General features: G+C 59.2%; 18 protein-coding genes. 13 read left to right on the top strand and 5 right to left on the bottom strand.

The window, feature by feature from the left end:
* Positions 1–32: 32 nt before the first annotated feature.
* The 5 genes from ACIOU6_RS04240 to ACIOU6_RS04260 all read left to right on the top strand — a co-directional run bounded on the left by ACIOU6_RS04240 (position 33) and on the right by ACIOU6_RS04260 (position 5,463).
* Positions 33–650: a tetratricopeptide repeat protein gene (locus tag ACIOU6_RS04240; protein ID WP_401134105.1), complete on the top strand. Its 618-nt coding sequence runs from the start codon at positions 33–35 to the stop codon at positions 648–650.
* Positions 643–1,794, top strand: a complete 1,152-nt coding sequence (bamB, locus tag ACIOU6_RS04245; protein ID WP_221733379.1) for an outer membrane protein assembly factor BamB — start codon at positions 643–645, stop codon at positions 1,792–1,794. The genes ACIOU6_RS04240 and bamB overlap by 8 nt, the downstream gene beginning before the upstream one ends.
* Positions 1,795–1,933: 139 nt before the next feature.
* Positions 1,934–3,403 (top strand): ribosome biogenesis GTPase Der, encoded by a 1,470-nt coding sequence (gene der / locus ACIOU6_RS04250; protein WP_221733380.1) that lies wholly within the window; start codon positions 1,934–1,936, stop codon positions 3,401–3,403.
* A 132-nt stretch (positions 3,404–3,535) separates the two neighbouring features.
* Complete coding sequence (locus ACIOU6_RS04255; protein WP_401134110.1) at positions 3,536–4,684, top strand: pyridoxal phosphate-dependent aminotransferase; 1,149 nt, start codon at positions 3,536–3,538, stop codon at positions 4,682–4,684.
* On the top strand, positions 4,672–5,463 hold the full coding sequence (locus tag ACIOU6_RS04260) for an amidohydrolase (protein WP_401134112.1): 792 nt from the start codon (positions 4,672–4,674) through the stop codon (positions 5,461–5,463). The genes ACIOU6_RS04255 and ACIOU6_RS04260 overlap by 13 nt, the downstream gene beginning before the upstream one ends.
* A gap of 163 nt (positions 5,464–5,626) precedes the next feature.
* Here the strand turns inward: ACIOU6_RS04260 and leuA are convergent, their stop codons facing one another.
* The 3 genes from leuA to xseA all read right to left on the bottom strand — a co-directional run bounded on the left by leuA (position 5,627) and on the right by xseA (position 9,968).
* Entirely contained in the window at positions 5,627–7,306 is a 1,680-nt protein-coding gene (gene leuA / locus ACIOU6_RS04265; protein ID WP_401134114.1) for a 2-isopropylmalate synthase, read from the bottom strand.
* Positions 7,307–7,763: 457 nt separating this feature from the next.
* Complete coding sequence (locus ACIOU6_RS04270; protein WP_221733384.1) at positions 7,764–8,585, bottom strand: M23 family metallopeptidase; 822 nt, start codon at positions 8,583–8,585, stop codon at positions 7,764–7,766.
* A gap of 3 nt (positions 8,586–8,588) precedes the next feature.
* The gene (gene xseA, locus ACIOU6_RS04275; protein ID WP_401134116.1) at positions 8,589–9,968 is read right to left on the bottom strand and encodes an exodeoxyribonuclease VII large subunit; all 1,380 of its coding nucleotides are present in this window, start codon (positions 9,966–9,968) and stop codon (positions 8,589–8,591) included.
* Positions 9,969–10,188: 220 nt separating this feature from the next.
* Here xseA and ACIOU6_RS04280 point away from each other — a divergent pair, with 220 nt between their 5' ends.
* The 3 genes from ACIOU6_RS04280 (at position 10,189) to guaA (ending at position 14,000) form a co-directional block, all read left to right on the top strand.
* Entirely contained in the window at positions 10,189–10,737 is a 549-nt protein-coding gene (locus tag ACIOU6_RS04280) for a sugar ABC transporter ATPase (RefSeq protein ID WP_221733386.1), read from the top strand.
* Between the two features lie 116 nt (positions 10,738–10,853).
* On the top strand, positions 10,854–12,323 hold the full coding sequence (guaB, locus tag ACIOU6_RS04285) for an IMP dehydrogenase (RefSeq protein ID WP_221733387.1): 1,470 nt from the start codon (positions 10,854–10,856) through the stop codon (positions 12,321–12,323).
* A 99-nt stretch (positions 12,324–12,422) separates the two neighbouring features.
* Positions 12,423–14,000 carry a glutamine-hydrolyzing GMP synthase gene (gene guaA, locus ACIOU6_RS04290; RefSeq protein WP_221733388.1) on the top strand — a complete coding sequence of 526 codons (1,578 nt, stop codon included), beginning with the start codon at positions 12,423–12,425 and terminating at the stop codon, positions 13,998–14,000.
* Between the two features lie 82 nt (positions 14,001–14,082).
* Here the strand turns inward: guaA and ACIOU6_RS04295 are convergent, their stop codons facing one another.
* Both ACIOU6_RS04295 and treR read right to left on the bottom strand, forming a co-directional pair.
* Positions 14,083–17,175 carry a membrane-targeted effector domain-containing toxin gene (locus tag ACIOU6_RS04295; protein ID WP_401134120.1) on the bottom strand — a complete coding sequence of 1,031 codons (3,093 nt, stop codon included), beginning with the start codon at positions 17,173–17,175 and terminating at the stop codon, positions 14,083–14,085.
* 101 nt (positions 17,176–17,276) lie between these two features.
* On the bottom strand, positions 17,277–17,981 hold the full coding sequence (gene treR, locus ACIOU6_RS04300; protein ID WP_221733390.1) for a trehalose operon repressor: 705 nt from the start codon (positions 17,979–17,981) through the stop codon (positions 17,277–17,279).
* A gap of 235 nt (positions 17,982–18,216) precedes the next feature.
* Between treR and treP the strand changes: the two genes are divergently transcribed.
* The 5 genes from treP to ACIOU6_RS04325 all read left to right on the top strand — a co-directional run bounded on the left by treP (position 18,217) and on the right by ACIOU6_RS04325 (position 25,554).
* Positions 18,217–19,659: a PTS system trehalose-specific EIIBC component gene (gene treP, locus ACIOU6_RS04305; RefSeq protein WP_221733391.1), complete on the top strand. Its 1,443-nt coding sequence runs from the start codon at positions 18,217–18,219 to the stop codon at positions 19,657–19,659.
* 28 nt (positions 19,660–19,687) lie between these two features.
* Entirely contained in the window at positions 19,688–21,340 is a 1,653-nt protein-coding gene (treC, locus tag ACIOU6_RS04310; RefSeq protein WP_401134125.1) for an alpha,alpha-phosphotrehalase, read from the top strand.
* A gap of 97 nt (positions 21,341–21,437) precedes the next feature.
* Positions 21,438–22,661: a carbohydrate porin gene (locus ACIOU6_RS04315; RefSeq protein WP_221733393.1), complete on the top strand. Its 1,224-nt coding sequence runs from the start codon at positions 21,438–21,440 to the stop codon at positions 22,659–22,661.
* A 62-nt stretch (positions 22,662–22,723) separates the two neighbouring features.
* Positions 22,724–25,261, top strand: a complete 2,538-nt coding sequence (ptsP, locus tag ACIOU6_RS04320) for a phosphoenolpyruvate--protein phosphotransferase (protein ID WP_401134127.1) — start codon at positions 22,724–22,726, stop codon at positions 25,259–25,261.
* A gap of 2 nt (positions 25,262–25,263) precedes the next feature.
* The gene (locus ACIOU6_RS04325; protein WP_221733395.1) at positions 25,264–25,554 is read left to right on the top strand and encodes a PTS transporter subunit EIIB; all 291 of its coding nucleotides are present in this window, start codon (positions 25,264–25,266) and stop codon (positions 25,552–25,554) included.
* Positions 25,555–25,569 lie beyond the last annotated feature (15 nt).

Consider the following 25,569-nt stretch of genomic DNA (forward strand, 5'->3'; position numbering starts at 1 on the left):
TTATTGGGGTGTCGATTACCTAAGACTAACAGTTGGCGTATTTGAAGGACTGGTGGACACGCAACGGCAAACCTCTGGTCACCGGCGGCCTGTTGGCGCTGGTCATCGTGTTCGGCTGGCAGGCTTATCACAAATATCAGAGCAACCAGTCGCAAGGCGCCTCGGTGCTCTATCAGCAACTGCTGGAGACCACACTGACGCCTGACGGCAAGCCTGATACTGCCCGCGTTGCGGATTTGGCCGGCAAGCTCAACAGTGAATTCGGCGGTACTGCCTACGCGCAGTACGGCAGCCTGTTCGTGGCCAAGGTTGCAGTCGACAGCGGCAAGCTCGATGACGCGGCGATGGAACTGAAAGCCATTGTCGACAAACCGGCCAATCCGGCGCTCGGCGAAATCGCCCGTCAGCGTCTGGCGCAAGTGCTGGGTGCGCAGAACAAGGCCGATGACGCTCTGAAACTGCTCGACGGCGATGCCGACAAAGCGTTTCTGGCCACTCGCGAAGAGCTCAAGGGCGACCTGCTGGTGCAGTTGGGCCGTACCGATGACGCGAACAAGGCGTATCAAAAAGCCAAGGCAGCACTGTCGGATGAAGCGGCAGTCGGTGGCCTTCAAATAAAACTCGACGACCTGGCCAAAGGGGATGCGTGACGTGATCCGTTGGAAGCATGCAGCATTGCTGGCTCTGGCCCTTCTGGCCGCGGGTTGCAGCAGCAACAGCAAAAAAGAATTGCCACCGGCTGAACTGACCGACTTCAAAGAAGAAGTGGTTCTGCAAAAGCAGTGGAGTCGTTCGATTGGTGATGGTCAGGGCGAAACCTACAACATGCTGGTGCCAGCGGTTGATGGTGACACCATCTACGCTGCCGATGTAACCGGCATCGTGATGGCCATGGATCGCAGCAACGGCGACGTGAAGTGGAAAAAAGATCTTGAACTGCCTGTCTCCGGCGCCGTAGGCGTTGGTTACGGTCTGGTTCTGGTTGGCACCCTGCAAGGCGAAGTCGTTGCTCTGGACACCGTCACCGGTGAAGAGAAGTGGCATGCTCGCGTGAACAGCGAAGTCCTCGCGCCGCCGGCCAACAACGGCGACGTGGTAGTGGTGCAGACTCAGGACGATCGTCTGGTCGGCCTGGATGCCTCCACCGGTACTCAACGCTGGGTGTATGACAGCACGCCGGCCGTACTGACGCTGCGTGGCACCAGTGCGCCGATCGTGACCAACCGCCTCGCGGTGGCTGGCTTGTCGACCGGTAAAGTGGTCGCTGTGGACATTTCCAACGGTGTGCCGGTCTGGGAACAACGGATCGCGATTCCACAGGGTCGTTCGGAACTGGAGCGCGTAGTCGACATCGACGGCGGTCTGCTGCTTTCCGGCGGTACGCTTTACGTTGCCAGCTATCAGGGTCGTGTTGCGGCACTGGATCTGGAGAGCGGTCGTCAACTATGGCAGCGCGATGCGTCGAGCTACGCCGGTATTGCGCAGGGTTTCGGCAGCGTCTATGTCAGCTTGGCATCGGGCACCGTTGAAGGCGTCGACGAACGTTCCACCACTGCATTGTGGAGCAACGATTCGCTGGCTCGCCGTCAACTGTCGGCGCCGGAAGTGTTCTCCAGCTACGTTGCAGTCGGCGACATGGAAGGTTACCTGCACCTGTTGAGTCAGGTGGACGGTCGATTCGTCGGCCGTGAGCGCATCGACAGCGACGGCCTTCGCGCCCGTCCGCTGGTGGTGGGCGACACGATTTATGTGTATGGCAACAGCGGCAAACTGGAAGCCCTGACCATTAAGTAAAGGTTTGACTATGCTTGGGGTTAATCCCCAGGCAGCCCCGTAACACGGGGTTCGCAGCGCCCACAAGCGCTGCCCCGAGCACCAGCCGCTGCCTCGCAGCGGCTTTTGTATTTTCTGAAATAACGAAGTGGAGAGCCGCATGGTTCCCGTAATCGCCCTGGTGGGCCGACCGAACGTCGGCAAATCCACCTTGTTCAACCGCCTGACCAGGACTCGTGACGCCATCGTCGGCGACTTGTCCGGTCTGACCCGTGATCGCCAGTACGGTGAGGCCAAGTGGCAAGGGCGTTCCTACATTCTGGTCGACACCGGTGGTATCTCCGGTGACGAGCACGGTATGGACGAAAAAATGGCCGAGCAGTCGCTGCTGGCCATTGAAGAAGCTGATGTTGTGCTGTTCCTGGTAGATGCCAAGGCCGGTTTTACCGCCGCCGACCAGATGATCGCCGAACACTTGCGCAAACGTAACAAGCGCTCCTACGTGGTTGCCAACAAGGTCGACAACATCGACCCGGAAATGGCCCGCGCTGAATTTGCTCCGTTGGGCATGGGCCACGCGATTCCGATCGCCGGTGCTCACGGCCGTGGCATCACTCAGATGCTGGAAATCGCCTTGGGTGATTTCCCGAGAGACGAGGAAGAGCCAGAAGACGGTGAAGAAGAGGTCGTTGCCGAAGGCGAGGAAGCCAAGCGCATTCCTGGCCCGAGCGAAAAAGACGGGATCAAGATCGCCATCATCGGCCGTCCGAACGTCGGCAAGTCGACTCTGGTCAACCGCATGCTCGGAGAAGACCGGGTAATCGTCTACGACCAACCCGGCACCACGCGCGACAGTATTTACATTCCGTTCGAGCGCAATGAAGAAAAGTACACGCTGATTGACACCGCCGGTGTGCGCAAGCGCGGCAAGATCCACGAAGAAGTCGAAAAATTCTCCGTGGTCAAAACCCTGCAGGCGATCAAAGACGCCAACGTGGTGATCTTCGTGATGGACGCGCGCGAAGGCGTGGTCGATCACGACCTCAACCTGTTGGGTTTTGCCATTGAGTCCGGTCGTGCGCTGGTTATCGCGATCAACAAGTGGGACGGCATGACGCCGAGCGAGCGCGACTTCGTGAAGGTCGAGCTGCAGCGTCGTCTGTTCTTCGTTGACTACGCCGACATCCACTTCATCTCGGCACTGCATGGCACTGGCGTGGGCAACCTCTACGCTTCCGTACAGAACTCGTTCAAGTCGGCGGTCACTCGCTGGCCGACCAACCGTCTGACTCAGATTCTGGAAGACGCGGTTGGCGAGCATGCGCCACCGATGGTCAACAACCGCCGGATCAAGCTGCGTTACGCTCACTTGGGTGGTGCCAACCCGCCGATCATCGTGATCCACGGTAACCAGATCGAGAAAGTACCGAAGTCGTATGTGCGCTATCTGGAGAACACTTACCGTCGTGTGCTGAAGCTGGTCGGTACGCCGATCCGCATCGAGTTCAAGGGCGGCGAGAACCCGTACGAAGGCAACAAAAACACGCTGACCGATCGCCAGGTCAACAGAAAGCGTCGGATGATGTCGCACACCAAGAAAGCCGACAAGAAGCGCCGCGACAAGAAGTGATTCATCGCTTCTTGTGCGATCAGGATAAAAGGGAGGGCGCCGGTTGGCGCCCTTTTTTTATGGGCGTCGTATGGGCTATCCTCGGGCTCTCCCGCGCCGTCGTCAGAGCCGGGGGCAGAGCAGGGAACCCCGATGATCACCAGCAAGCTGCCGAATGTCGGCATCACGATTTTCACGCAGATGTCTCAGCTCGCGGCGCAGACCGGCGCCATCAACCTGTCTCAGGGTTTTCCCGATTTCGACGGCCCGCAGGCTCTGCGCGAGGCGGTGGGTCGGCATATCGCCAGCGGCCATAACCAGTATTCGCCGATGACCGGCCTGGCGGCACTGCGCGAGCAGATCGCGGTGAAGATCGCCCGAAGTTATGGCGTGAACGTCGATGCCGACAATGAAGTGACAGTGACGCCGGGTGCAACCCAGGCGATTTTCTGTGCCATTCAGGCCGTTATCCACAGCGGCGACGAAGTCATCGTGTTTGATCCATGCTACGACAGCTACGAGCCCGCGACGCAGTTGGCCGGCGGTCGCTGTGTACATGTGCAATTGAGGTCGAACGATTTCTCCATTGATTTCGACAAGCTCGCCGCAGCTCTTAGCCCACGTACGCGGATGATCATCCTTAACACCCCGCACAATCCGAGCGGCGTCCTGATCAGTCGGGGTGAACTTGACCAATTGGCAGCGTTGATCCGTGATCGCGACATCTATTTGATCAGCGACGAAGTCTACGAACATCTGGTGTTCGACGGCACGCCACATGTCAGCGTGCTGGCCCATGAAGCGTTGTATCAGCGCGCCTTTGTGGTCAGTTCGTTTGGCAAAACCTACCACGTCACGGGCTGGAAAACCGGTTATGTCGTTGCGCCGCCCGCGCTGACCCTCGAATTGCGCAAGGTGCATCAGTACGTCAGTTTCTGCGGCGTGACGCCGTTGCAATACGCCTTGGCCGATTACATGGCGCAACACCCTGAGCACGTCGAAGAGCTGCCAGGTTTCTATCAGGCCAAGCGCGATCTGTTCTGTGATCTGCTGACGCCGTCGCGATTGAGCTTTACCCGTGTCACCGGCACCTATTTCCAACTGGTCGATTACTCGCAAATCCGTCCTGACCTCAACGACGTCGAGATGGCTGTGTGGATGACCCGCGAGCATGGCGTGGCGAGTATTCCAGTGTCAGTGTTCTACCAGAAGCCACCCGAAGGCCAGCGCCTGGTGCGCCTGTGCTTCGCCAAACGCGAGGAGACGCTGCGCGAAGCGGCGGCCAAACTATGCGCGATCTGAGTGCGTTACCCGATCTCAATCTGGCACTGATCCAGACCAGCCTGGCGTGGCATGACCGCCAAGCCAACTTCGAGCATTTCGACGTGTTACTGGAGCAGGCGCGTGGCGCGGACCTGATCATCCTGCCGGAAATGTTCACCACCGGCTTCTCCATGGAGTCCGAAACCCTCGCCGAAGCCGAGAATGGCCCGACCAGCAAATGGCTGCGGGTGCAGGCGGCCAAGCTCAATGCGGTGATCACCGGCAGCGTGATCGTTCAGGCCGCCGACGGTAGCCACCGCAATCGTTTGTTGTGGGCAAGGCCCGACGGCGAAGTCTGGCATTACGACAAGCGCCACCTGTTCCGCATGGCCGGCGAGCACAACCACTACACCCCCGGCGAACGTCAGGTGCAGTTCGAGCTCAAGGGCTGGAGGGTTCGACCGCTGATTTGCTACGACTTGCGCTTCCCGGTGTGGAGTCGTGACGCGCAGGACACCGATCTGCTGCTGTACACCGCTAATTGGCCGGGTGCACGGCGTTTGCACTGGAATCGCCTGCTGCCTGCACGAGCCATCGAAAACCTGTGCTACGTGGCGGCGGTCAATCGTGTGGGCACTGACGGCAAGGGGTTCGCGTATACCGGCGACAGTCAGGTGCTGGATTTTCAGGGCGAAACCTTGCTGGCGGCGGGGGAGGCTGACGGGGTGTTCATGGCCGTGCTGGAGGCTGCGCCATTGGCTGCTTACCGTGAGCGTTTCCCGGCGAATCTGGATGCCGATACCTTCGAGTTCACCTGATATTTGCGGTGCCTGACAGGCCGTCTTCGCGAGCAAGTCCGCTCCCACAGTTGACCGCGTTCCAATGGGGGAGCGGGCAGGCCAGATTGAGCAACACAAAACCATCAGGCAAAAAAAGGCCCCGGCGTTCGCACTCCGGGGCCTTTTGCGTTTCAGCGATGGCTTAAGCCGCTTTCGCTTCCGGCTGGCTCAGCGAACGGTTGAGTGCGCTGAACAGTGCCTTGAAGCTGGCCGTGGTGATGTTCTCATCGATACCCACGCCGTGCACCGCACGTTCGCCGTTCACGCGCAGCTCGATGTAGGCCGCCGCTTTGGCATTGGTGCCCGCGCCGATCGCGTGCTCGTTGTAGTCCATGATCTCCACCGGAATCGGCAGGCCAGCGACCAGTGCTTCCAGCGCACCATTGCCTTTGCCGCGCCAGTGCAGGTTGGTTTCGCCCTGACCTTGGCTTGCCACTTCCACTTCGACCGAGCTGTTGCCGTTTTCTTCCTGCAGGCGATGGCTGACCAGCGCGTAAGGCGTGTTGGCTTGCAGGTATTCGCTGATCAACAGCGAGTGGATCTGCTTGGCGGACATCTCCAGGCCCAGACGGTCGGTTTCACGCTGCACGACCTGGCTGAACTCGATCTGCATGCGACGTGGCAGGCTGATGCCATATTCCTGTTCCAGCAAATAAGCGATGCCGCCCTTGCCCGACTGGCTGTTGACGCGGATCACCGCCTCGTAGCTGCGGCCGATGTCGGCCGGATCGATTGGCAGGTATGGCACTTCCCACAGGGTGTCCGGTTTCTGCTGGGCGAAGCCCTTGCGGATGGCGTCCTGGTGCGAGCCAGAGAAGGCGGTGTGAACCAGGTCGCCAACGTACGGGTGGCGTGGGTGAACCTGGATCTGGTTGCATTCTTCGACGACTTTGCGCACGCCGTCGATGTCGGAGAAGTCCAGTTCAGGGTTGACGCCCTGGGTGTACAGGTTCAGTGCCACGGTGACGAGGTCGACGTTACCGGTGCGCTCGCCGTTGCCGAACAGGCAGCCTTCGACACGATCGGCGCCCGCCATCAGGCCCAACTCGGTCGCAGCCACGCCAGTGCCTCGGTCGTTGTGGGTGTGCAGGCTGATGATCACGCTGTCACGACGGTTGATGTTGCGGCCGAACCATTCGATCTGGTCGGCGTAGATGTTCGGGGTCGCGCATTCCACGGTGGCCGGCAGGTTGAGAATCATCTTGTGCTCGGGCGTCGGGTTCCAGACCTCGATCACCGCGTCACAGACTTCCTTGGCGAATTCCAGCTCAGTGGCGCTGAAGGTTTCCGGCGAGTATTCGAAGGTCCACTCGGTGTCCGGCTGCATCGCGGCGTATTTGACGAACAACTTGGCGGCGTTGACCGCGATGGCCTTGATGCCGTCCTTGTCCTGATTGAAGACGATGCGACGGAAGGAAGGCGAGGTGGCGTTGTACAGGTGAACGATGGCTTTCTTCGCACCGCGCAGGGATTCGAACGTCCGCTCGATCAGGTCTTCACGACCTTGGGTCAGCACCTGAATAGTGGTGTCGTCCGGGATGTGGCCTTCTTCGATCAGGGTGCGCACGAAGTCGAAGTCGGTTTGCGAAGCGGCCGGGAAGGAGGCTTCGATTTCCTTTACGCCCACTTGAACGAGGGTTTTCCAGAAACGCAGCTTTTTCACCGCATCCATCGGCTCGATCAGCGACTGGTTGCCGTCACGCAGGTCGGAGCTGCACCAGATCGGCGCGGCGTCGATGGTTTTCGACGGCCAGGTGCGATCCGGCAGGTTGATGACAGGAAACGCACGGTACTTTAAAGACGGATCTTTGAGCATGCTCATCGGGAAATTCCTTATTGTCTGGGCCGAAAAGAGGCGGCCTGCCGGTGGAACGAATGTTCTTGGAAAAGCGTGGGACGAGGCGTAGCGATTCAGCCTCGCAGTCGTGCGCTGACGAGGCACAGGCTGCGGTGCTGGCGAAGCTGAATGAGGGTGTGAGAGGTTTTCATGCCCTCAACCCTAACCGCGGGTGGGAAGGATGGCAAGCAGTCGAAAAAAATTGAGAGGAATACTCGAAAAGTACAGATTTGCACGATTTTATTGTGCGGTATGGCGGGAATCGTATGGATATTTGCGCGAGGTTGGATACGGGCGCAATCGCTTTTCGATGGCAGTCACGATGCCTTCGCGAGCAAGCCCGCTCCTACATTGTCCGTGTCGCACACACATCTCATGGACACCACCAACCTGTGTGGGAGCGGGCTTGCTCGCGAAGAGGCCAGCAGCCTCAGCGCATGACTCAAGGCTGGAACGCACCAATGAAAATCGCCGGATCGACCCGCGCATCATTCAGGCTGATATTCCAGTGCATGTGCGGCCCGGTCGCCCGGCCGGTCGAGCCCACCTTGCCAACCACGCCACCACGGGCCAGTTGATCGCCAACCTTCACATCAATCTTCGACATATGGCAGAACATGCTGATAAAGCCCTGCCCATGGTCGACAAACACGGTGTTGCCGTTAAAGAAGTAGTTGCCGATCAGAATCACCTTGCCCGCCGCCGGGGTCTTGATCGGTGTGCCTGCCGGCACCGCAAAGTCGAGGCCAGCGTGGGGATTGCGTTCTTCACCATTAAAGAAGCGGCGCACACCGAACTTACTCGACAGTGGCCCGTTGACCGGTTTGTCCAGCAGCAGGTTGCTCGGCGTGTTCGGGCTAAAGCTGCGGTAAGCCTTGATCTGTTCGGCCAGTTCACCCTGGATGCGCTTGAGGTTGGCCGGGTTTGGATTGACCTGCTGAGTGTTCTTAAGAGTGATGCGTTGTTCCGGGTATTTCTTGTTACCGACAGTGAACGGCAGATTGCGTCCGCCGCTGCTGATCTGCTGCGCGCCGGGCTTGACCGTCAGCGGCACACCGACGATCGCCAGCCAGTTGTTCTGTTCCTTTACGACCAGCACCGGTTTGCCCTGATAAGTAGCTCTAGGCGCTTGGCTCGATACGCCCAGATCAACCACGGCGACGCCGCCCGGCACCGGTTTGTTCAGCATCCGGGTGATGTAACTGTCGGCGTGGGCATTGAAAGTCAGGCACAGGAGCAACAGTGGAGCCAGAAAACGCGGCATGGATCAGTCCAGTAAAGAGAGGGTGACAGGCGTCAGATGATTGTCTTCGACGCGCACTTGCAGTTCGCCTTCGCCCAGTTTGGCTTTCAGGCGCTGACCGGTATGAGTTTGCGCAGCATTGCGAATCGCGTTGCCGCGTTCGTCGAGCAAAATGCTGTAGCCGCGGCCGAGGGTCGCCAATGGGCTGACCACGTGCAGTGTCTGCATTTGGCTGTGCAGTTGCAGGCGACGGCTTTTCAGGCCTTCACGCATCGCGCGCGGCAGACGTTCGGCGAGGCTATCGAGACGCTGGCGCAACATCGCCAGTTGCCGCCCCGGATGTTGCCCTGCGAGGCGGGTTTGCAGGCGGATCAGGCGTTCTCGACGGGTATTCAAGTTGCGCTCGAACGCCCGGCGCATGCGCATGTCCAGATCATCCAGGCGCTGAGCCTGCTGGCGCAGACGTTCACCTGGATGGCGCAAGCGGCGCGCCATGCCTTCCAGGCGCAGACGATCACGCATCAAACGGTCACGCATACGCATCACCAAGCGGCGATGCAGGCTTTCGACCTGACGGATCAGATGGCTTGAATCGGGGGCGAGCAATTCGGCGGCCGCGGACGGCGTCGGCGCCCGCACGTCGGCGACAAAGTCGCTGATCGACACGTCGGTTTCATGGCCGACCGCGCTGACGATCGGCGTCACGCAGGCGTCGACCGCACGGGCCACGGCTTCTTCGTTGAAGCACCAGAGGTCTTCCAGCGAACCACCGCCGCGAGCGAGGATCAGCGCGTCAAAACCCCGGGCATCGGCCATTTTCAAAGCACGGACAATCTGCGCGGTGGCTTCGCGGCCCTGCACGGCGGTGGGAATCAATGTCAGCTGGACTTGCGGCGCGCGGCGGCGGAACACACTGATAATGTCGCGGATGACCGCGCCGGTCGGCGAACTGATAATGCCGATGCGTTGCGGATGCGCTGGCAGCGGCACTTTGCGTTCAGCGCTGAACAGGCCTTCGGCGCTGAGTTTTTCTTTCAGCGCATCGAAGGCCAGTCGCAGTGCACCGTCACCGGCCGGCTCAACCGTGTCGAGAATCAACTGATAGTCGCCACGGCCTTCGAACAGCGAGACCTTGCCGCGCACCTTGACTGCCAAGCCATCCTTCAACGCTTGACGCACCCGCGCTGCGTTCTGCCGGAACAGCGCGCAACGCACCTGCGCGCCACTGTCCTTGAGGGTGAAATAGATGTGGCCGGACGCCGGGCGGGCGAGGTTGGAAATTTCGCCTTCGACCCAGATATTGCTGAACACGTCTTCCAGCAACACCCGCGCGCGGCCGTTGAGCTGGCTGACAGTCAGGACTTCACGGTCCAGGCCGAGTCTTGCAAAGGGATCTTTAATCATGGGGCGCAGTTTAAAGGCATTCGCCTGAGAATCACCACACGCCCACTAGGCACTTGACCGGATTTTGTCAGGGCTTAAGCTGCCGGCCTTTAGGGCGCCTTCGCGGGCAAGCTCGCTCTCACAGGTTTCTCTGGTGTACACAAGATGTGTGAACGACGGAGGCCACGGTGGGAGCAGGCTTGAGCGCGAAGGCGTCAGACGCCACACCGCAGGCCTTTCCATGAATTCGCAAAGCATCATCGTCCCGAAAATCTCCACCCTGCCGGTCCACGAACCCCGGGCCAGGGCGATCGTGCGCTGGCTGGTGCGCAAGAACATCATCGAAGAAGCGTTGACCACCTGCGGTCGTACCGGCAATCGCATGGCTCACGCCATTGCCGACGGCGCCCGCGCCGTGGTGCTGCACCCCGAGGCGTTGCCATTCGGTGAGCCGATCAACGGGTTGGAGATCATCACCAAACGCTGTATCTACACCCCGGCCAAAGGCTTTCTCGAAGAAGCCGGTTGCGCCGAATGCCGCCGCGAAGTCGGCGAGGCGTTGTTCGAAAGCCTCGAAGACTGGATGCCGGCCCGCACCGACAACTTCACTTGCCCGGAATGCGGACATGAAGACGACATCAACGGCTTTCTGTATTTGCAGGAATGCGGGTTTTCCAACCTCGGATTCATCTTCAACAACTGGCTGGAAGCAGGGTTCAAGCAGAGCTTTATCGACGAGTTCGCCGATTGGCTGGATCTGCCGGTGAGCTGGGTGAAAGTCGAGTTGTAGGGGCGTCGATTCCCGTATATCAGCAACATTGATATTAAGCGGAGTTTTACATTGAACAGCGGGGGGTGTCTGACTATAATGGCGCGCTTCCATTTTCCCGCTCGGGAGCCCCCGCGATGCTGCGTATCAGCCAAGAAGCTCTGACATTCGACGACATTCTACTAGTGCCTGGTTATTCCGAGGTGCTTCCTAACGAAGTCAGTCTCAAGACCCGCCTTACCCGTGGCATCGAGCTGAATATTCCTCTGGTTTCTGCCGCCATGGACACCGTCACTGAAGCCCGTCTGGCAATTGCCATGGCTCAGGAAGGTGGCATCGGCATTATCCACAAGAACATGACCATCGAGCAGCAAGCTGCCGAAGTTCGCAAGGTCAAGAAGTTCGAAGCCGGCGTCGTCAAGGATCCGATCACCATCGAGGCCGATGCCACGGTTCGTGATCTGTTTGAATTGACCCGCATGCACAACATTTCCGGCGTTCCGGTACTGCACGATGGCGACCTGGTCGGCATCGTCACTTCCCGTGACGTGCGCTTCGAAAACCGCCTGGATGCCACCGTCCGTGAAGTGATGACGCCTAAAGAGCGTCTGGTCACGGTCAAGGAAGGCGCCGACAAGAACGACGTGCGTGAACTGCTGCACAAACACCGCATTGAACGCGTACTGATCGTCGACGACAAATTTGCCCTCAAAGGCATGATGACGGTCAACGACATCGAAAAAGCCAAAGCCTACCCGCTGGCCAGCAAGGACGATCAAGGTCGTCTGCGCGTTGGTGCTGCTGTCGGCACCGGTAAAGACACCGGTGATCGTGTCGCTGCGCTGGTCAATGCCGGTGTGGACGTGGTGGTGGTCGACACCGCTCACGGTCACTCCAAAGGCGTGATCGACCGCGTTCGCTGGGTCAAAGAGAATTTCCCTGAAGTGCAGGTGATCGGCGGCAACATCGCCACCGGCGCAGCCGCCAAGGCCCTGGCCGAAGCTGGCGCCGACGCCGTCAAGGTCGGTATCGGCCCTGGCTCGATCTGCACCACCCGTATCGTCGCCGGTGTCGGCGTCCCGCAAATCAGTGCCATCGCCAACGTTGCCGCTGCCCTTGAAGGCACCGGCGTACCGTTGATCGCCGACGGCGGCATCCGTTTCTCCGGTGACCTGTCCAAGGCCATCGTCGCTGGTGCCTCCTGCGTGATGATGGGCTCGATGTTCGCCGGTACTGAAGAAGCGCCGGGTGAGATCGAACTGTTCCAGGGCCGTTCGTACAAGGCTTATCGCGGCATGGGTTCGCTGGGCGCCATGTCCCAGGCTCAGGGCTCTTCCGACCGTTACTTCCAGGACTCCTCGGCAGGCGCCGAGAAACTCGTTCCGGAAGGCATCGAAGGCCGTGTGCCGTACAAAGGCACCCTGAGCGCGATCATTCACCAGTTGATGGGCGGTCTGCGTTCCTCGATGGGCTACACCGGTAGCGCCAATATCGAAGAAATGCGCACCAAGCCTGAGTTCGTGCGGATCACCGGCGCTGGCATGGCCGAATCCCACGTTCACGACGTGCAGATCACCAAAGAAGCGCCAAACTACCGCGTAGGTTGAGCCTTCAAGCAACAAGCTAAGCAACCGGGGCTGTTTTATTCAGCCCCGAGTTGTTTCTGAATCACGACTGTTTCTGAATGACTTAGACGAGACTGAATCATGGCCCTCGATATTCACGCTCACCGCATCCTGATCCTCGACTTCGGTTCCCAGTACACCCAACTGATTGCCCGCCGCGTGCGCGAGATCGGTGTGTACTGCGAACTGCACCCGTTCGACATGGACGAAGATGCGATTCGCGAATTCGCTCCGAAAGGCGTCATCCTCGCCGGCGGCCCCGAGTCCGTGCACGAAGCCAACAGCCCGCGCTGCCCACAAGCTGTGTTTGACCTGGGCGTACCGGTCTTCGGTATCTGCTACGGCATGCAGACCATGGCCGAGCAACTGGGCGGCAAGGTTGAAGGTTCCGAACTGCGTGAGTTCGGTTACGCCCGCGTTGATGTGGTCGGCAAGAGCCGCCTGCTCGACGGCATCGAAGACCACATCGACGCCGACGGCCTGTTCGGCCTCGACGTATGGATGAGCCACGGTGACAAGGTCACCAAGATGCCGGAAGACTTCCACATCCTGGCCAGCACCCCGAGCTGCCCGATCGCCGGCATGTTCAACGACGACCGTGGCTACTATGGCGTGCAGTTCCACCCGGAAGTGACCCACACCAAACAGGGCGGCCGCATCCTGTCGCGTTTCGTTCTCGACATCTGCGGTTGCGAAGCCCTGTGGACGCCGTCGAAGATCGCTGAAGACGCCATCGCCAACATCCGCGCACAGGTCGGCACCGACAACGTGCTGCTGGGTCTGTCCGGCGGCGTTGACTCCTCGGTGGTTGCGGCGCTGCTGCACAAAGCCATCGGCGATCAGCTGACCTGCGTGTTCGTCGACAACGGCCTGCTGCGTCTGCACGAAGGCGAGCAAGTGATGGCTATGTTCGCCGAGAACATGGGCGTCAAAGTGATCCGCGCCAACGCCGAAGACCAGTTCTTGAACAACCTGGCCGGCGAAGCCGACCCGGAGAAGAAACGCAAGATCATCGGTCGCACCTTCATCGACGTCTTCGATGCCCAGTCCAACAAACTGGAAAACATCAAGTACCTCGCTCAGGGCACCATCTACCCGGACGTGATCGAGTCGGCTGGCGCGAAAAGCGGCAAGGCGCACGTGATCAAGTCGCACCACAACGTGGGCGGTTTGCCGGAAGAGATGAACCTGAAACTGGTCGAGCCACTGCGCGAACTGTTCAAGGACGAAGTCCGTCGTCTGGGACTGGAACTGGGCCTGCCGTACGACATGGTCTACCGCCACCCGTTCCCGGGCCCTGGTCTGGGCGTACGCATCCTCGGTGAAGTGAAAAAGGAATACGCCGACCTGCTGCGTCGTGCCGACCACATCTTCATCGAAGAACTGCGCAAAGCCGACTGGTACCACAAGGTCAGCCAGGCTTTCGTGGTGTTCCAGCCAGTGAAATCGGTTGGCGTGGTCGGCGATGGCCGTCGTTACGCCTGGGTCGTGGCCCTGCGTGCCGTGGAAACCATCGACTTCATGACCGCACGTTGGGCGCACCTGCCTTACGAACTGCTGGAAACTGTCAGCGGCCGCATCATCAATGAAATCGAAGGCATCTCCCGCGTTACTTACGACGTGTCGAGCAAGCCGCCGGCGACGATTGAGTGGGAGTGATCCTGCTGCACTTCGATGCTTGCATTGAGTGACTGAAAACCCCTTGGCCCAGGCCAGGGGGTTTTCGTTTCTGACGCGGATGTCAGTCAGGGAGACTGCTCTGTAGCGCCAGCCCCATCTCTGTCAGTCGTAGCGACATTTCCTCGATGTTGGCGAACTGGACGTCATTCACCCGAGTCCATGCAGGACGATGCAGGGAAATGACGCCGTCGGCCAGATTCGCCACAGGCGTACGCACGAGCATGCCTTGCTTGCTACGGTGCAACACGGTGTAAGTGTCTGCGGTTTTCTGGATCATATACATGCCACGCCTGTGCAGCAGGTTCTCCAGTGTCTCCTCATTCCAGGCCACCGGTTCGGCTGGCATTCGCAGGCGAAAGTCAGCGCGAAGAACATCGTTAGTCTGTGTCGCAGCGCCATTTGAAAATGATCCTCGACGCACTTCGATACCCGGGTCGGCGTCGACTTGCAGGGTGTCACCCATTCCGATTTCCTCGATGCGCAAACCGATAGCGCCCTTTATTTCGCTGATACCAGGTAGACCTCTCAGTGTGTTGGTGTTTTGCACACCGGTCAGCGCGATCCATTTTTTGGGGCTGTTGAGGTAGGTGTCGCCCGTCATGATGTCGCTCGCCAGATAGGTGCCCATCATTTGTTCGTCATAGGGCGAAAGCGGTGACTTCATTTTGTAGCTCGCTGCGCAGTCGATGCCCTGGATGCGCACACCATTGGCCTTGGCTGCCCTGACCAGTTCCAACACATTGAATCGCCCCGTAGGATCGGTGCCCAGGCTGCTCAGGTAGGTTCGTAACTCTGCCGACAGGGTGCCGGTTGTGAAGTAGCGGTTCAATTCCACTTGAGCGAAGTCACTGAGCACGCCACGCAGGTAAAGGGTTTTGGCGTGCCTGGCCAGCGCCGGCATGTGTTCAATCATGAAGCGCATGCTGGCAATGCGGTTCAGCGTTTCACCCACTACCAGTCCGGGTGCCGATTCAAAGATGCGATCGACGAACTCTGAAATTGAAATCGGTGTACTGATGGCGGTCATGGCAGGCCGGGGAGGCGGGGTGATCCACGGAAGATTGCTGAAAAATTTTCTCGCGCCGGCCTGCAGCAGTTTGCGCTTGCCCACGGCATACATCTCAAAGGGGTCGTGCATGCTGAAGCTACCGTCGGCATTTCGCATCAGTTGGGCATGGGTTTCGGTCAGGTTCAGTGCCCAGGCTCTTATCGAACTGCGCACAGTCGGTTCGATATCGTAGGCAGAGTTCACTATGCGCAGTGGGCGTGATACCGGAGTATGTGATTCGACCTGCGGTTGAGCGGTTGCCTCAGGCCCAGTCGGTTCAAGGGTGTCGAGTGGAATATCGGGAGCGCAGGTTTTTCCCATGCATTGGCCGCCGCCGGTGAGGCGCAACGACTGCATTCGCTCCCATTCGCCTGTGGCATTCAGACGTACCGGCAACGAATGAACAAACTGATTGGGTCTGTCCGGGTCCACGATAGCCCAATAGCCGCCTTCGCCATAGTCGCCGAAATAGCGCACATAGTACGGGTTGTCATTTATCAGAATGGCGTAAGGCGGATCGCTGTTGAGTCGAAAGATGCCTTGGAACTGTCCGGGTTCGGTCTGCGTATCCAGGCCGTCGAGCAGTTCGTTGCACATGTATTTGTCAGGGATCGGCGGCGCTAGAGCGCTTTGCGCCGGGATCGACCCAGACGTTTCAGGTCCGGGAGCAATAACGTCTGGCTCGACCGGACCGATGAGCTCCGGTTGTTCGACCAGCGGATCCGTTAGCTCCAGTGCCGACGTGGACGCGCTCAGCTCAGCCATTTCTGCTGCCTCGGCCGCTTCCACCTCGGCTCCCACCTCCAGCATCGAGCCGGTGCCCTTGAGGAAGGGAACGTTGAACAGCGCGTCAATCCCGCTCAGCACTGCACCCAGCACGCCTGCGTTGCGATCATGGGCGGTTGTGCCGTTGACCGCCTGATCAATGTTCAGCCCCATGCTGACGATGCTGGCGCCAATGACCGGCAGTGCGACCGGCCAGCCTACAGCGGCCATCGGGCCAAAAGCCTTGAGGCCTGCATTCAGATACCCGATCCATAGTTTTTTACGCAGGTCGCCATTGGAGGTCAGGGACAGGCTGGCTTCGGCAAACATTGCGTTGCGGGTCGAATCACGCAACCAACTGAACGCATCACCACTGATCGCCAGGTTGTGCCGATTGATCAGGTGGTGATCGGTACGGCCCCAGGTGCTGACCAGACGATTCATCAAATCGGTGATGTTCTCGGTCATCTGCTGACGTTCGGCGAGTGGAAAGTGATTGAGCAAATGCTTGCGCAGCGTGTCGTGATTCATCTGCTCTAGAACCCACCAATGCATGTCCGCTGAGGTTTCCAGTACTACGAACGTCAGGACCTCGCCGGGCAGATAGATAATCTGCCGACCAACCGGATCGGCAATGCGTAGCAGGTTGCTGGCCGGATGGCCGTCGATATCGAACGCTCGCACCTCATTGCCCGCCGCATGAGGCGTTTGCAGCGTTGAGAGGTTCATTGGCCAGGTGACAGGCCCGATCACCGAATCGACGATCCACTGGAAATCCGTTCCGGTCAATTGCCCGACTTCCAGTGCCTGCACGGCACGGCTGAGGAAGTTGCACTTGGCCAGCGTGCGAAAATCATCGGCGTGCGTGTTCCAGAAAGCCGTCAACCTGTCGTTGTATCGCGTGCTGAAGTCGATATCCCAAAAAGTGTTGAGCACCTCGTTGCCGTGCAGACGCACTTCGTTGCGGTGGTCGAAATTTTCGGTCTGGGGCCCGTCCTTGTAGAAACCCGCGTAGAGATCCAGCAGATCGGCGTTGTCCTGGTCGGTGGCGCGAAAACGATGAATCACCAGTTGGGTGAGGGTCATCGATTCGTAGGGTTTTTCGCGGATGTGCTCCCAGCCGGTAAATGACCGGGTGCTGCTCTGGGCGGCCTTGAATCGATGAAAATAGACCTGATCCGGGTCGAGATTCGCTAGACCTTTTTCTTGTAACAGATGACGGGCAGCTTCATGTGCCGTGTCGTGCAGGCCCGGACAATTTTGCACGATGGCCGTAGCCATTGCCTTGAGGGCCGCTTTATCTGCCGCATTGGGCTGAGGACGTTGTACGGGGGCGTTCATGCTGTCTCCATCCATGAGAAACGAAGGCCGAGCATGGCCGAATCGCTCAAGGGGAGTGCACTAACTATGTACCGCACATTGCCGTCGAAAACGTGCTGCGGTCAGCGCCGTGCCACGTCGGAGAAGTAGAACTTGTCCAGCGTGTGCCGGGACTCGGTGTACTCGAACTGCCGACCGTCTTGGAGGAAGGTCTGATTGCTGACCACGATCACATGGCTTTGCTCATCGAGATCAAGGTGCAACTGATCATCCTTGCTGCGCGGCACAGCCTCGATGGTGCGTTGGGCGTAGGCGATCTGAAGCTGCAAGGTCTGTTCGATATAGGCGTAGATCGACTGCTTGGCGATATCGAGGGAAAGGCCGGGAATCACCTCGGTGACGAAATGGTTGATGTCGAGAATCACCCGTTTACCGTCGATGCGCCGCACCCGTTTGACTCGCGTGATGGGGCAGCCGGGCTCGGCGTTGATGTGTTCGAGCAGAGCACCTTCCAGTGTAATTTGCGTCAGTTCGACGACTTCGGTGCTGACGTCGTTGCCCAGTCGCGGATAGGTTTCCTGGAAGCTAACGATGCCGCCGAGCTGGAACTCGATCGGGTTGGTCGACAGCACGAACGTACCTTTGCCGTGGATCTTTTGGGCGAAACCGCGCTCCTGAAGTTGCTCGATGGCCTTGCGTACGGTGCCGCGGCTGGCCTGATAGCTGTCCATCAGTTCGGTTTCCGAAGGCAGACGGGCGCCGCGTTCCAGGCGTTCAGTCGTGATGCTGGCCAGCAGATCGCTATAGATCCGGTTGTATTTGCTCATGGGTAGGCTCTGTGCCGACTGTGCTCAAAACGTCGAACCTTAAGGGCAGGGTAGGGCTTTGTCCATGTGGGGAATGGAAATCACCCAAGGGCAGGGTAGGAAAATTCGCTGCCGATCTGACGGGAATATGCAAAAACAAACTCGTCTGTACGAGTTGTTGCATTAACTCGTACAGACGAGTATTTTTCGCTTCGGCGTGCTGCCAATAACAACAATTCACGGTGGAAGAACAAGCATGAGCCATGACTATCCGAACATCGCCAGCGAGTTGCTCCAAAGCCTCGGTGGCAGCGATAACCTCGAGCAAGCCGCGCATTGCGTCACGCGCTTGCGTCTGGCCCTGAAGAATCCCGGCCTGGTCGACAGCGCCACGCTCAACCAGATCGATCTGGTCAAAGGCTCGTTCTTCACCGGCGGCCTCTATCAGGTAGTGATCGGTCCGGGTGAAGTGGAAAAGGTCTACGCCGAACTGCGCCGACAGACCGGTCTCGCCGCAGCGACCATCGCCGACGTTAAACAGAAAAGTGTCGAGAAGATCAACGCCATGCAGCGTCTGGTGCGGGTGTTTTCCGATGTGTTCATGCCCATCCTTCCGGCGCTGATCATTGCCGGTCTGCTGATGGGCATCAACAATCTGCTGGGTGCCAAGGGCATGTTCATCGAAGGGCAGACCCTGCTGGATGCCTACCCGAAACTCGACGGGCTCTGGAGCCTGATCAATCTGATGGCGAACACCTCGTTTGTGTTTTTGCCGGCACTGGTGGGCTGGTCGGCGGCCAAGCGTTTTGGCGGCAGTGAAATCCTCGGCATTGTGCTCGGCCTTATGCTGGTTCACCCGGACTTGCTGAACGCGTGGAACTACGGCAAGGCTGTTGCCGGACTGGATGGCCAGAGCCTCCCCTATTTCGACATCCTCGGATTGTTCCAGATTGAAAAAGTCGGCTATCAGGGGCAGATCCTGCCGATTCTGTTGGCAGCCTATGTCATGAGCGTCATCGAAAAATGGCTGCGGGCGCGAGTGCCTAACGCGGTGCAGTTGCTGGTGGTGCCGATCACCACCATCGTCGTCACCGGCGTGCTGGCGCTGGCTGTGATCGGCCCGGTGACCCGCCACGTTGGCATCTTCATCACCGAGGGTGTGGTCATGCTGTTTGACCTGGCACCGATGGTCGGCGGGGCGATATTCGGACTGCTGTACGCGCCACTGGTCATCACCGGCATGCACCACATGTTTCTCGCGGTCGATCTGCAATTGATCTCGACCCAAGGCGGCACCTTCATCTGGCCGATGATCGTCATGTCGAACCTCGCCCAAGGCAGTGCTGCGCTGGCGGTGTTCTATATGACGCGCAATGCGCGGGACAAGAGCATGGCGTCGACCTCGGCGATTTCCGCGTATTTCGGTATCACTGAACCGGCCATGTTCGGGGTCAATCTGCGCTACAAGTTTCCGTTCTATGCGGCACTGACGGGGTCGGCAATGGGCTGCATCTTCCTGTCGCTGAACAAGGTTCAGGCATCGGCCATCGGTGTCGGAGGCCTGCCCGGTTTCATCTCGATCATTCCGCAGTTCATCCCGATGTTTGTGATCGGGATGGTCATCGCCATGGTTGTGCCGTTTGTTTTGACCTGTGCACTGAGCATGAAGATTGTCCGGCCTGGATATCGGGTTGCCTGACGCTTCCATTTATTGAAGGAATTGTGCCATGCAAGACTGGCAACGTTCGGTGATCTACCAGATCTACCCGAAGAGTTTTTACAGCCACGCCGGCAACCCGACAGGTGATTTGCTCGGGATCGTGGCCAAGCTCGATTACCTGCATTGGCTGGGTGTCGATTATTTGTGGATCACTCCATTCCTGCGCTCGCCGCAACGGGACAACGGCTACGACATCAGCGATTACTACGCGATCGACCCGAGTTACGGCAGCATGGCCGATTGCGAGTTGCTGATCACCGAAGCCGGCAAGCGCGGGATCAAGCTGATGCTCGATATCGTGGTCAACCACACTTCGATCGAACACGTCTGGTTCCAGCAGGCGCGCAGCAGCCTCGACAATCCCTATCGCGACTTCTATATCTGGCGCGATCAGCCGAACAACTGGGAATCCAAGTTTGGTGGTTCTGCCTGGGAGTACGAAGCCCAGACTGGCCAATACTTCCTGCACCTGTTCGACCACACCCAGGCTGATCTGAATTGGGATAACCCCAAGGTGCGCGCCGAAGTGTTCAAGATGATGCGCTTCTGGCGGGACAAGGGCGTGGGTGGTTTCCGTCTGGACGTCATCAATCTGATCTCCAAACCAGCGGATTTTCCCGAGGACAACAGCGACGGTCGACGCTTCTATACCGATGGCCCGAACGTCCACGAATACTTGCAGCAGATGCACCGCGAAGTCTTCGAAGGGCACGACCTGATCAACGTCGGCGAGATGTCGTCCACCCGCCTCGAACACTGCATTCGTTACTCGAATCCGCAATCAAAAGAACTGTCGATGACCTTCAACTTTCATCACTTGAAAGTCGATTATCCGAACCTGCAAAAGTGGGTTCACGCTGAATTCGATTTCCTGCAGCTCAAGCAGATTTTGTCCGATTGGCAGACCGGCATGCAGGCCGGTGGCGGCTGGAACGCACTGTTCTGGTGTAACCACGATCAGCCGCGCGTGGTCTCGCGTTTCGGCGACGACGGCGAGTATCGGGAGCTCTCGGCTAAGATGCTCGGCACCGCGCTGCACTTCCTGCAGGGCACGCCGTTCGTGTATCAGGGCGAGGAACTGGGGATGACCAATCCGGGTTTCGAGCATATCGATCAGTACCGCGATGTCGAAACGCTGAACATCTTCCGGCTCAAGCGTGAAGCGGGAGCCAGTGATGTCGAGAACATGGCGGCGATCATGCAGAAGTCCCGTGACAACGGGCGTACGCCGATGCACTGGAACGCGCAACCCAATGCCGGTTTCAGCCGTGGCGAGCCGTGGATCGGGGTGCCGGCCAATGCCGCGCAAATCAACGTCGCCAACCAGCTCGACGACCCGGAGTCGGTGCTGCATCACTACCGCCATTTGATTACGTTGCGGCGCACAGAGGCGTTGATCTCAGAGGGCGTCTATCGACAGTTGCTGCCCGAGCACAAGCAGGTCTGGGCCTACCTGCGCGAAGGGACGGGGGAGCGTCTGCTGGTGGTGAACAATTTCTATGGCGCACCGTGTGACGTCGAACTGCCGATCGTGATCGGCGAGTCGCTGAGCCAGCGGTTGTTGATAAGTAATTATCCGGACTGTCCATTGCGCAATCGACGGGTGAGTTTGCGACCTTACGAATCGTTCGTCCTGCATCTGATCGACCCTGACATCTAACTAAAAACAGTGTTTCAAAAAACACGCAGAACCCTGCGCGGGAGAGTTTTGCGCGCCGATTTCATGCAATCACACAACAAAAATAATGGGGTGGCTTATGAAAACAACAATAAATCGTAGCCTTGCAGTCGCAGGTTTTTGCCTGGCGTTACCACAAACATCACAAGCGCTGGAGTTCGGCGGTTACTTGCGCAGCGGCGTCGGCAGCTCGACCCAGGGCGGTGGCCAATCGTGTTTCCAGTTGCCGGGCGCGCAGACCAAATACCGTTTGGGCAACGAGTGCGAACAGTATGGCGAGCTTGAGTTACGCCAGGATTTGTACACCCTCGACGATGGCTCGGTGCTTAGCGTTGATGGCATGGCCTCGCTGTACAACCGCTACGACCGCCGGCCCACGTTCAAGGACGACAACGGCTCGATTCGCCTGCCACAGGCCTACGCACAGTGGTCGAACATGCCCGCGCTCAATGGTGGTTCACTCTGGGCTGGCCGCCGCTACTACAAGCGTAATGACATCCACATTTCCGATTTCTACTACTGGAACCAGAGCGCTACGGGCGGTGGGATCGAGGATGTGTTGATCGGTGACCTGAAATACAGCTACGCCTTCTCGCGCAAGGACAATCTGTACCAAAAGGACTACATCAACCGGCACGACTTCAACGTGGCCGGTTTCAATACCAACCCGGGCGGTCAGCTTGAGTTCGGCTTGAGCTATATCGACAAGCCCGATAGCCGTGACGCCCACCGTGGTTGGGCAATCACCACTCAGCATGTGCAGAAGGACTTTCTGGGCGGCAAGAACAAACTGGCCCTGCAATATGGTGAAGGCCCCGGCACCGGGCTGGGCTACACCGGCAACGTCAAACTGGACGACAGCAATAAAAGTTATCGGATCGTCGAGTTTTTCGACTGGCAGGTGACGCCGCGTTTCGGCGGGCAGTTCGAGGCGGTGTATCAGAAAGACATTCGCCCGGACGGTGCTGACCAGAACTGGATTTCTCTGGGCGTGCGCCCGACTTATGCGTTCACCGAACAGTTCAAACTGGTGACGGAACTGGGCCACGATCAAGTCGAAGCGCCGGGCGGCACGCGCAAGCTGAGCAAGTTCACCGTTGCCCCGACCTGGTCACCCAAGGGCCCGGAGTTCTGGGCGCGCCCTGAGGTGCGTCTGTATTACACGTACGCCACCTGGAACGAGGCCGCCAAACGTGCGGCCAACGAACTGGCCCAAGGTTCGGCGCTGTCCGACACCGGTGCCTTCGGCAATGCACGCCACGGTGCGAACGTCGGATTGCAGGTCGAATACTGGTGGAAATAAGCGATGCTGTTGGGGCGTCGCGCTCCATCGGCACTTCAAAGAACAAAACCGCAGGTGACGTCATGGCCACATCCCAACCATTACAACTGCTGGCGCCTTTGGCCGGCGTGCTGATACCGCTAGAGCAAGTGCCGGATCAGGTGTTTTCCAGCCGGGTGATCGGCGACGGTCTGTGCATCGATCCGACGTCGCCGACCCTTTGCGCACCGCTGGCCGGCGTGGTCAGCAACGTCCAGGCCAGCGGGCATGCCGTGAGCATTACCGATGACAACGGCGTTCAAGTATTGCTGCACATCGGGCTCGATACGGTCAATCTTGCAGGTCAGGGTTTCACCCGCCTGGTCAAGGAAGGCCAGAGGGTTGAGGTCGGGCAGGCGCTGATCGAATTCGATGCCGATTACATCGCGCTGCACGCCCGCAGCCTGATGACTCTGATGCTGGTGGTCAGTGGCGAGTCATTCACCTGGTTGACTGCGCCATCCGGTCTCGTTGACCTCGGCCAGCCGTTGTTGAGCCTCGCCACTTGCGAGGCGACCAGCGAGGCCCCGGCGGCCGCTGAAGGCGAAAGGTTTTTCTGCGCAACAGTGACATTGCCCAATCTCAACGGCCTGCATGCGCGTCCGGCGGCGGTATTCGCTCAGGCGGCAAAAGGCTTTTCAGCAAGGATTTATCTGCACAAACAGCAGGCTGAAGCCAACGCCAAGTCCTTGGTGGCGATCATGGCGTTGCAGACCGCTCTGGGTGACCGTGTGCAGGTGAGTGCGGTGGGCGAAGACGCTGAAGCCGCGATCAACACGCTGTCCCGATTGCTGGCCGAGGGCTGTGGTGAAGCGGTGGATGTGATGCCTGATGTGGTGCAGGTCGAGGCGGTCGAGCCTGAGGCCCTGACGGTCATGCGTGGGGTCTGTGCATCTCCCGGTTCGGCGTTGGGCCGAGTGATGCAGATCGTCGAGCCAACGCTTGACGTGAAAGAGTTCGGCGCCGGGTCGCATATAGAGCGCGAAGCCCTCGCCAATGCACTGATAGAGGCCGATATGGCCTTGCAGCACCTGCGCGACACCGCCACGGGTGAAGCGCAGGCAGACATTTTCAAGGCTCATCAGGAACTGCTCGAAGACCCGGGTCTGCTCGATCAGGCTCAAACGTTGATTGCCGAGGGCAAAAGTGCGGCGTTTGCCTGGCGCGCGGCCACGCAGGCAACAGCGACACTTTTCCAGCATCTCGGCAGTCCGTTGCTGGCCGAAAGGGCGGCGGATCTGGTCGACGTGGGCCTGCGCGTCCTCAAGCTGATCCTCGGGGTTCGTGAGCATGCGCTGGAGCTGCCGGAGGGGACCATTCTGATCGCCGATCAACTGACGCCGTCCCAGACCGCCGGGCTCGATACGAACAAAGTATTGGGGTTCGCCACGGTTGGCGGTGGTGCGACCAGTCATGTCGCGATTCTCGCCCGCGCCTGTGGTTTGCCGGCGATCTGCGGGATGCCCATGCAAATGCTGGCGTTGGTCAGTGGCTCCCGCGTGTTGCTCGATGCCGACCGGGGCGAGCTGCACGTAGACCCGGATCCCGTGGCGATCAATGAATGGCAGATCAGGCATGATCAACAACGCCAGCGCCATCAACACGAACACGCGCACGCAACGCAGGCAGCCTGTACCCGCGACGGGCATCACGTCGAGGTGACGGCCAACGTTGCCTCGCTGAGTGAGACCGAGCAGGCGATGACTCTGGGAGGCGCCGGTGTGGGGCTTTTACGTTCGGAGTTTCTTTATCTGGATCGCAATCACGCACCCACTCGCGAGGAACAAGTATCGACTTACAGCGCCATCGCCCGGGCTGTGGGGCCATCGCACAATCTGGTGGTGCGCACGCTGGATGTCGGCGGCGACAAACCGCTGGCCTACGTGCCGATGGACAGCGAAACCAACCCGTTCCTGGGGCTGCGCGGGATTCGCCTGTGTCTGGAGCGCCCGCAGCTTTTGCGCGAGCAGTTCCGGGCCATCCTGGGCTGTGTCCACCTGACGCGTCTGCACATCATGTTGCCGATGGTGGCACAGCTCTCGGAGCTGCATCTGGCTCGGCAGATGCTGGAGCAGGAAGCGCTGGCGCTGGGCCTCGTTGAACGGCCGAAACTGGGGATCATGATCGAAGTGCCGGCGGCGGCACTGATGGCGGACGTGTTTGCGCCGCATGTGGACTTCTTTTCGATCGGCACCAACGATCTGACGCAATACACGCTGGCCATGGATCGCGATCATCCTCGTCTGGCCAGCCAGGCGGACAGCTTTCATCCCTCGGTATTGCGCCTGATAGCGATGACCGTGAAGGCGGCGCATGCCCATGGCAAATGGGTCGGCGTCTGTGGGGCAATGGCTTCTGAACGCTTGGCTGTGCCGTTGTTGCTCGGACTTGGCGTGGATGAGCTGTCAGTGAGCGTGCCGCAGATTCCGGCGATCAAAGCGGCGGTGCGCGAGGTGGATCTGCTCGACTGCAAGGCCATAGCCGACCAGGTGCAAGGGCTTGAGAGTGCTGAAGACGTGCGCGAGGCGCTGCGTCTGTATCACGAGGCGACGGTCGATACTTTACGGGCTCTGGAGAATTGAAAATGTTCGATAAATTGCAGACAGCGTTCTGGAAGGCGCTGACCCCGGATCTGGTGGCGGACGAGCCGCCAGTGCAGGCCGAACCTGTTGGCGGCCTGAGCACAGAGATCGTGGCGGCGCTGGGGGGGGTGGATAATCTCCAATCCCAGCAACCAGCGGCGTTGACCCGGGTGCGGGTGGCGTTGCGTGATGTATCGCGTATGGATCGTGAGGCACTGAGCAATGCCGGTGTTGCGGGCGTCATGGAACTGGAGGGCGGCGTCATTCACCTGATTACGGGTCTGCGGCTATAGGGCTGTAGATGATGT

It is taken from the genome of Pseudomonas sp. NPDC087615 (genome assembly GCF_044743445.1).
Lineage (GTDB): Bacteria > Pseudomonadota > Gammaproteobacteria > Pseudomonadales > Pseudomonadaceae > Aquipseudomonas > Aquipseudomonas baetica_A.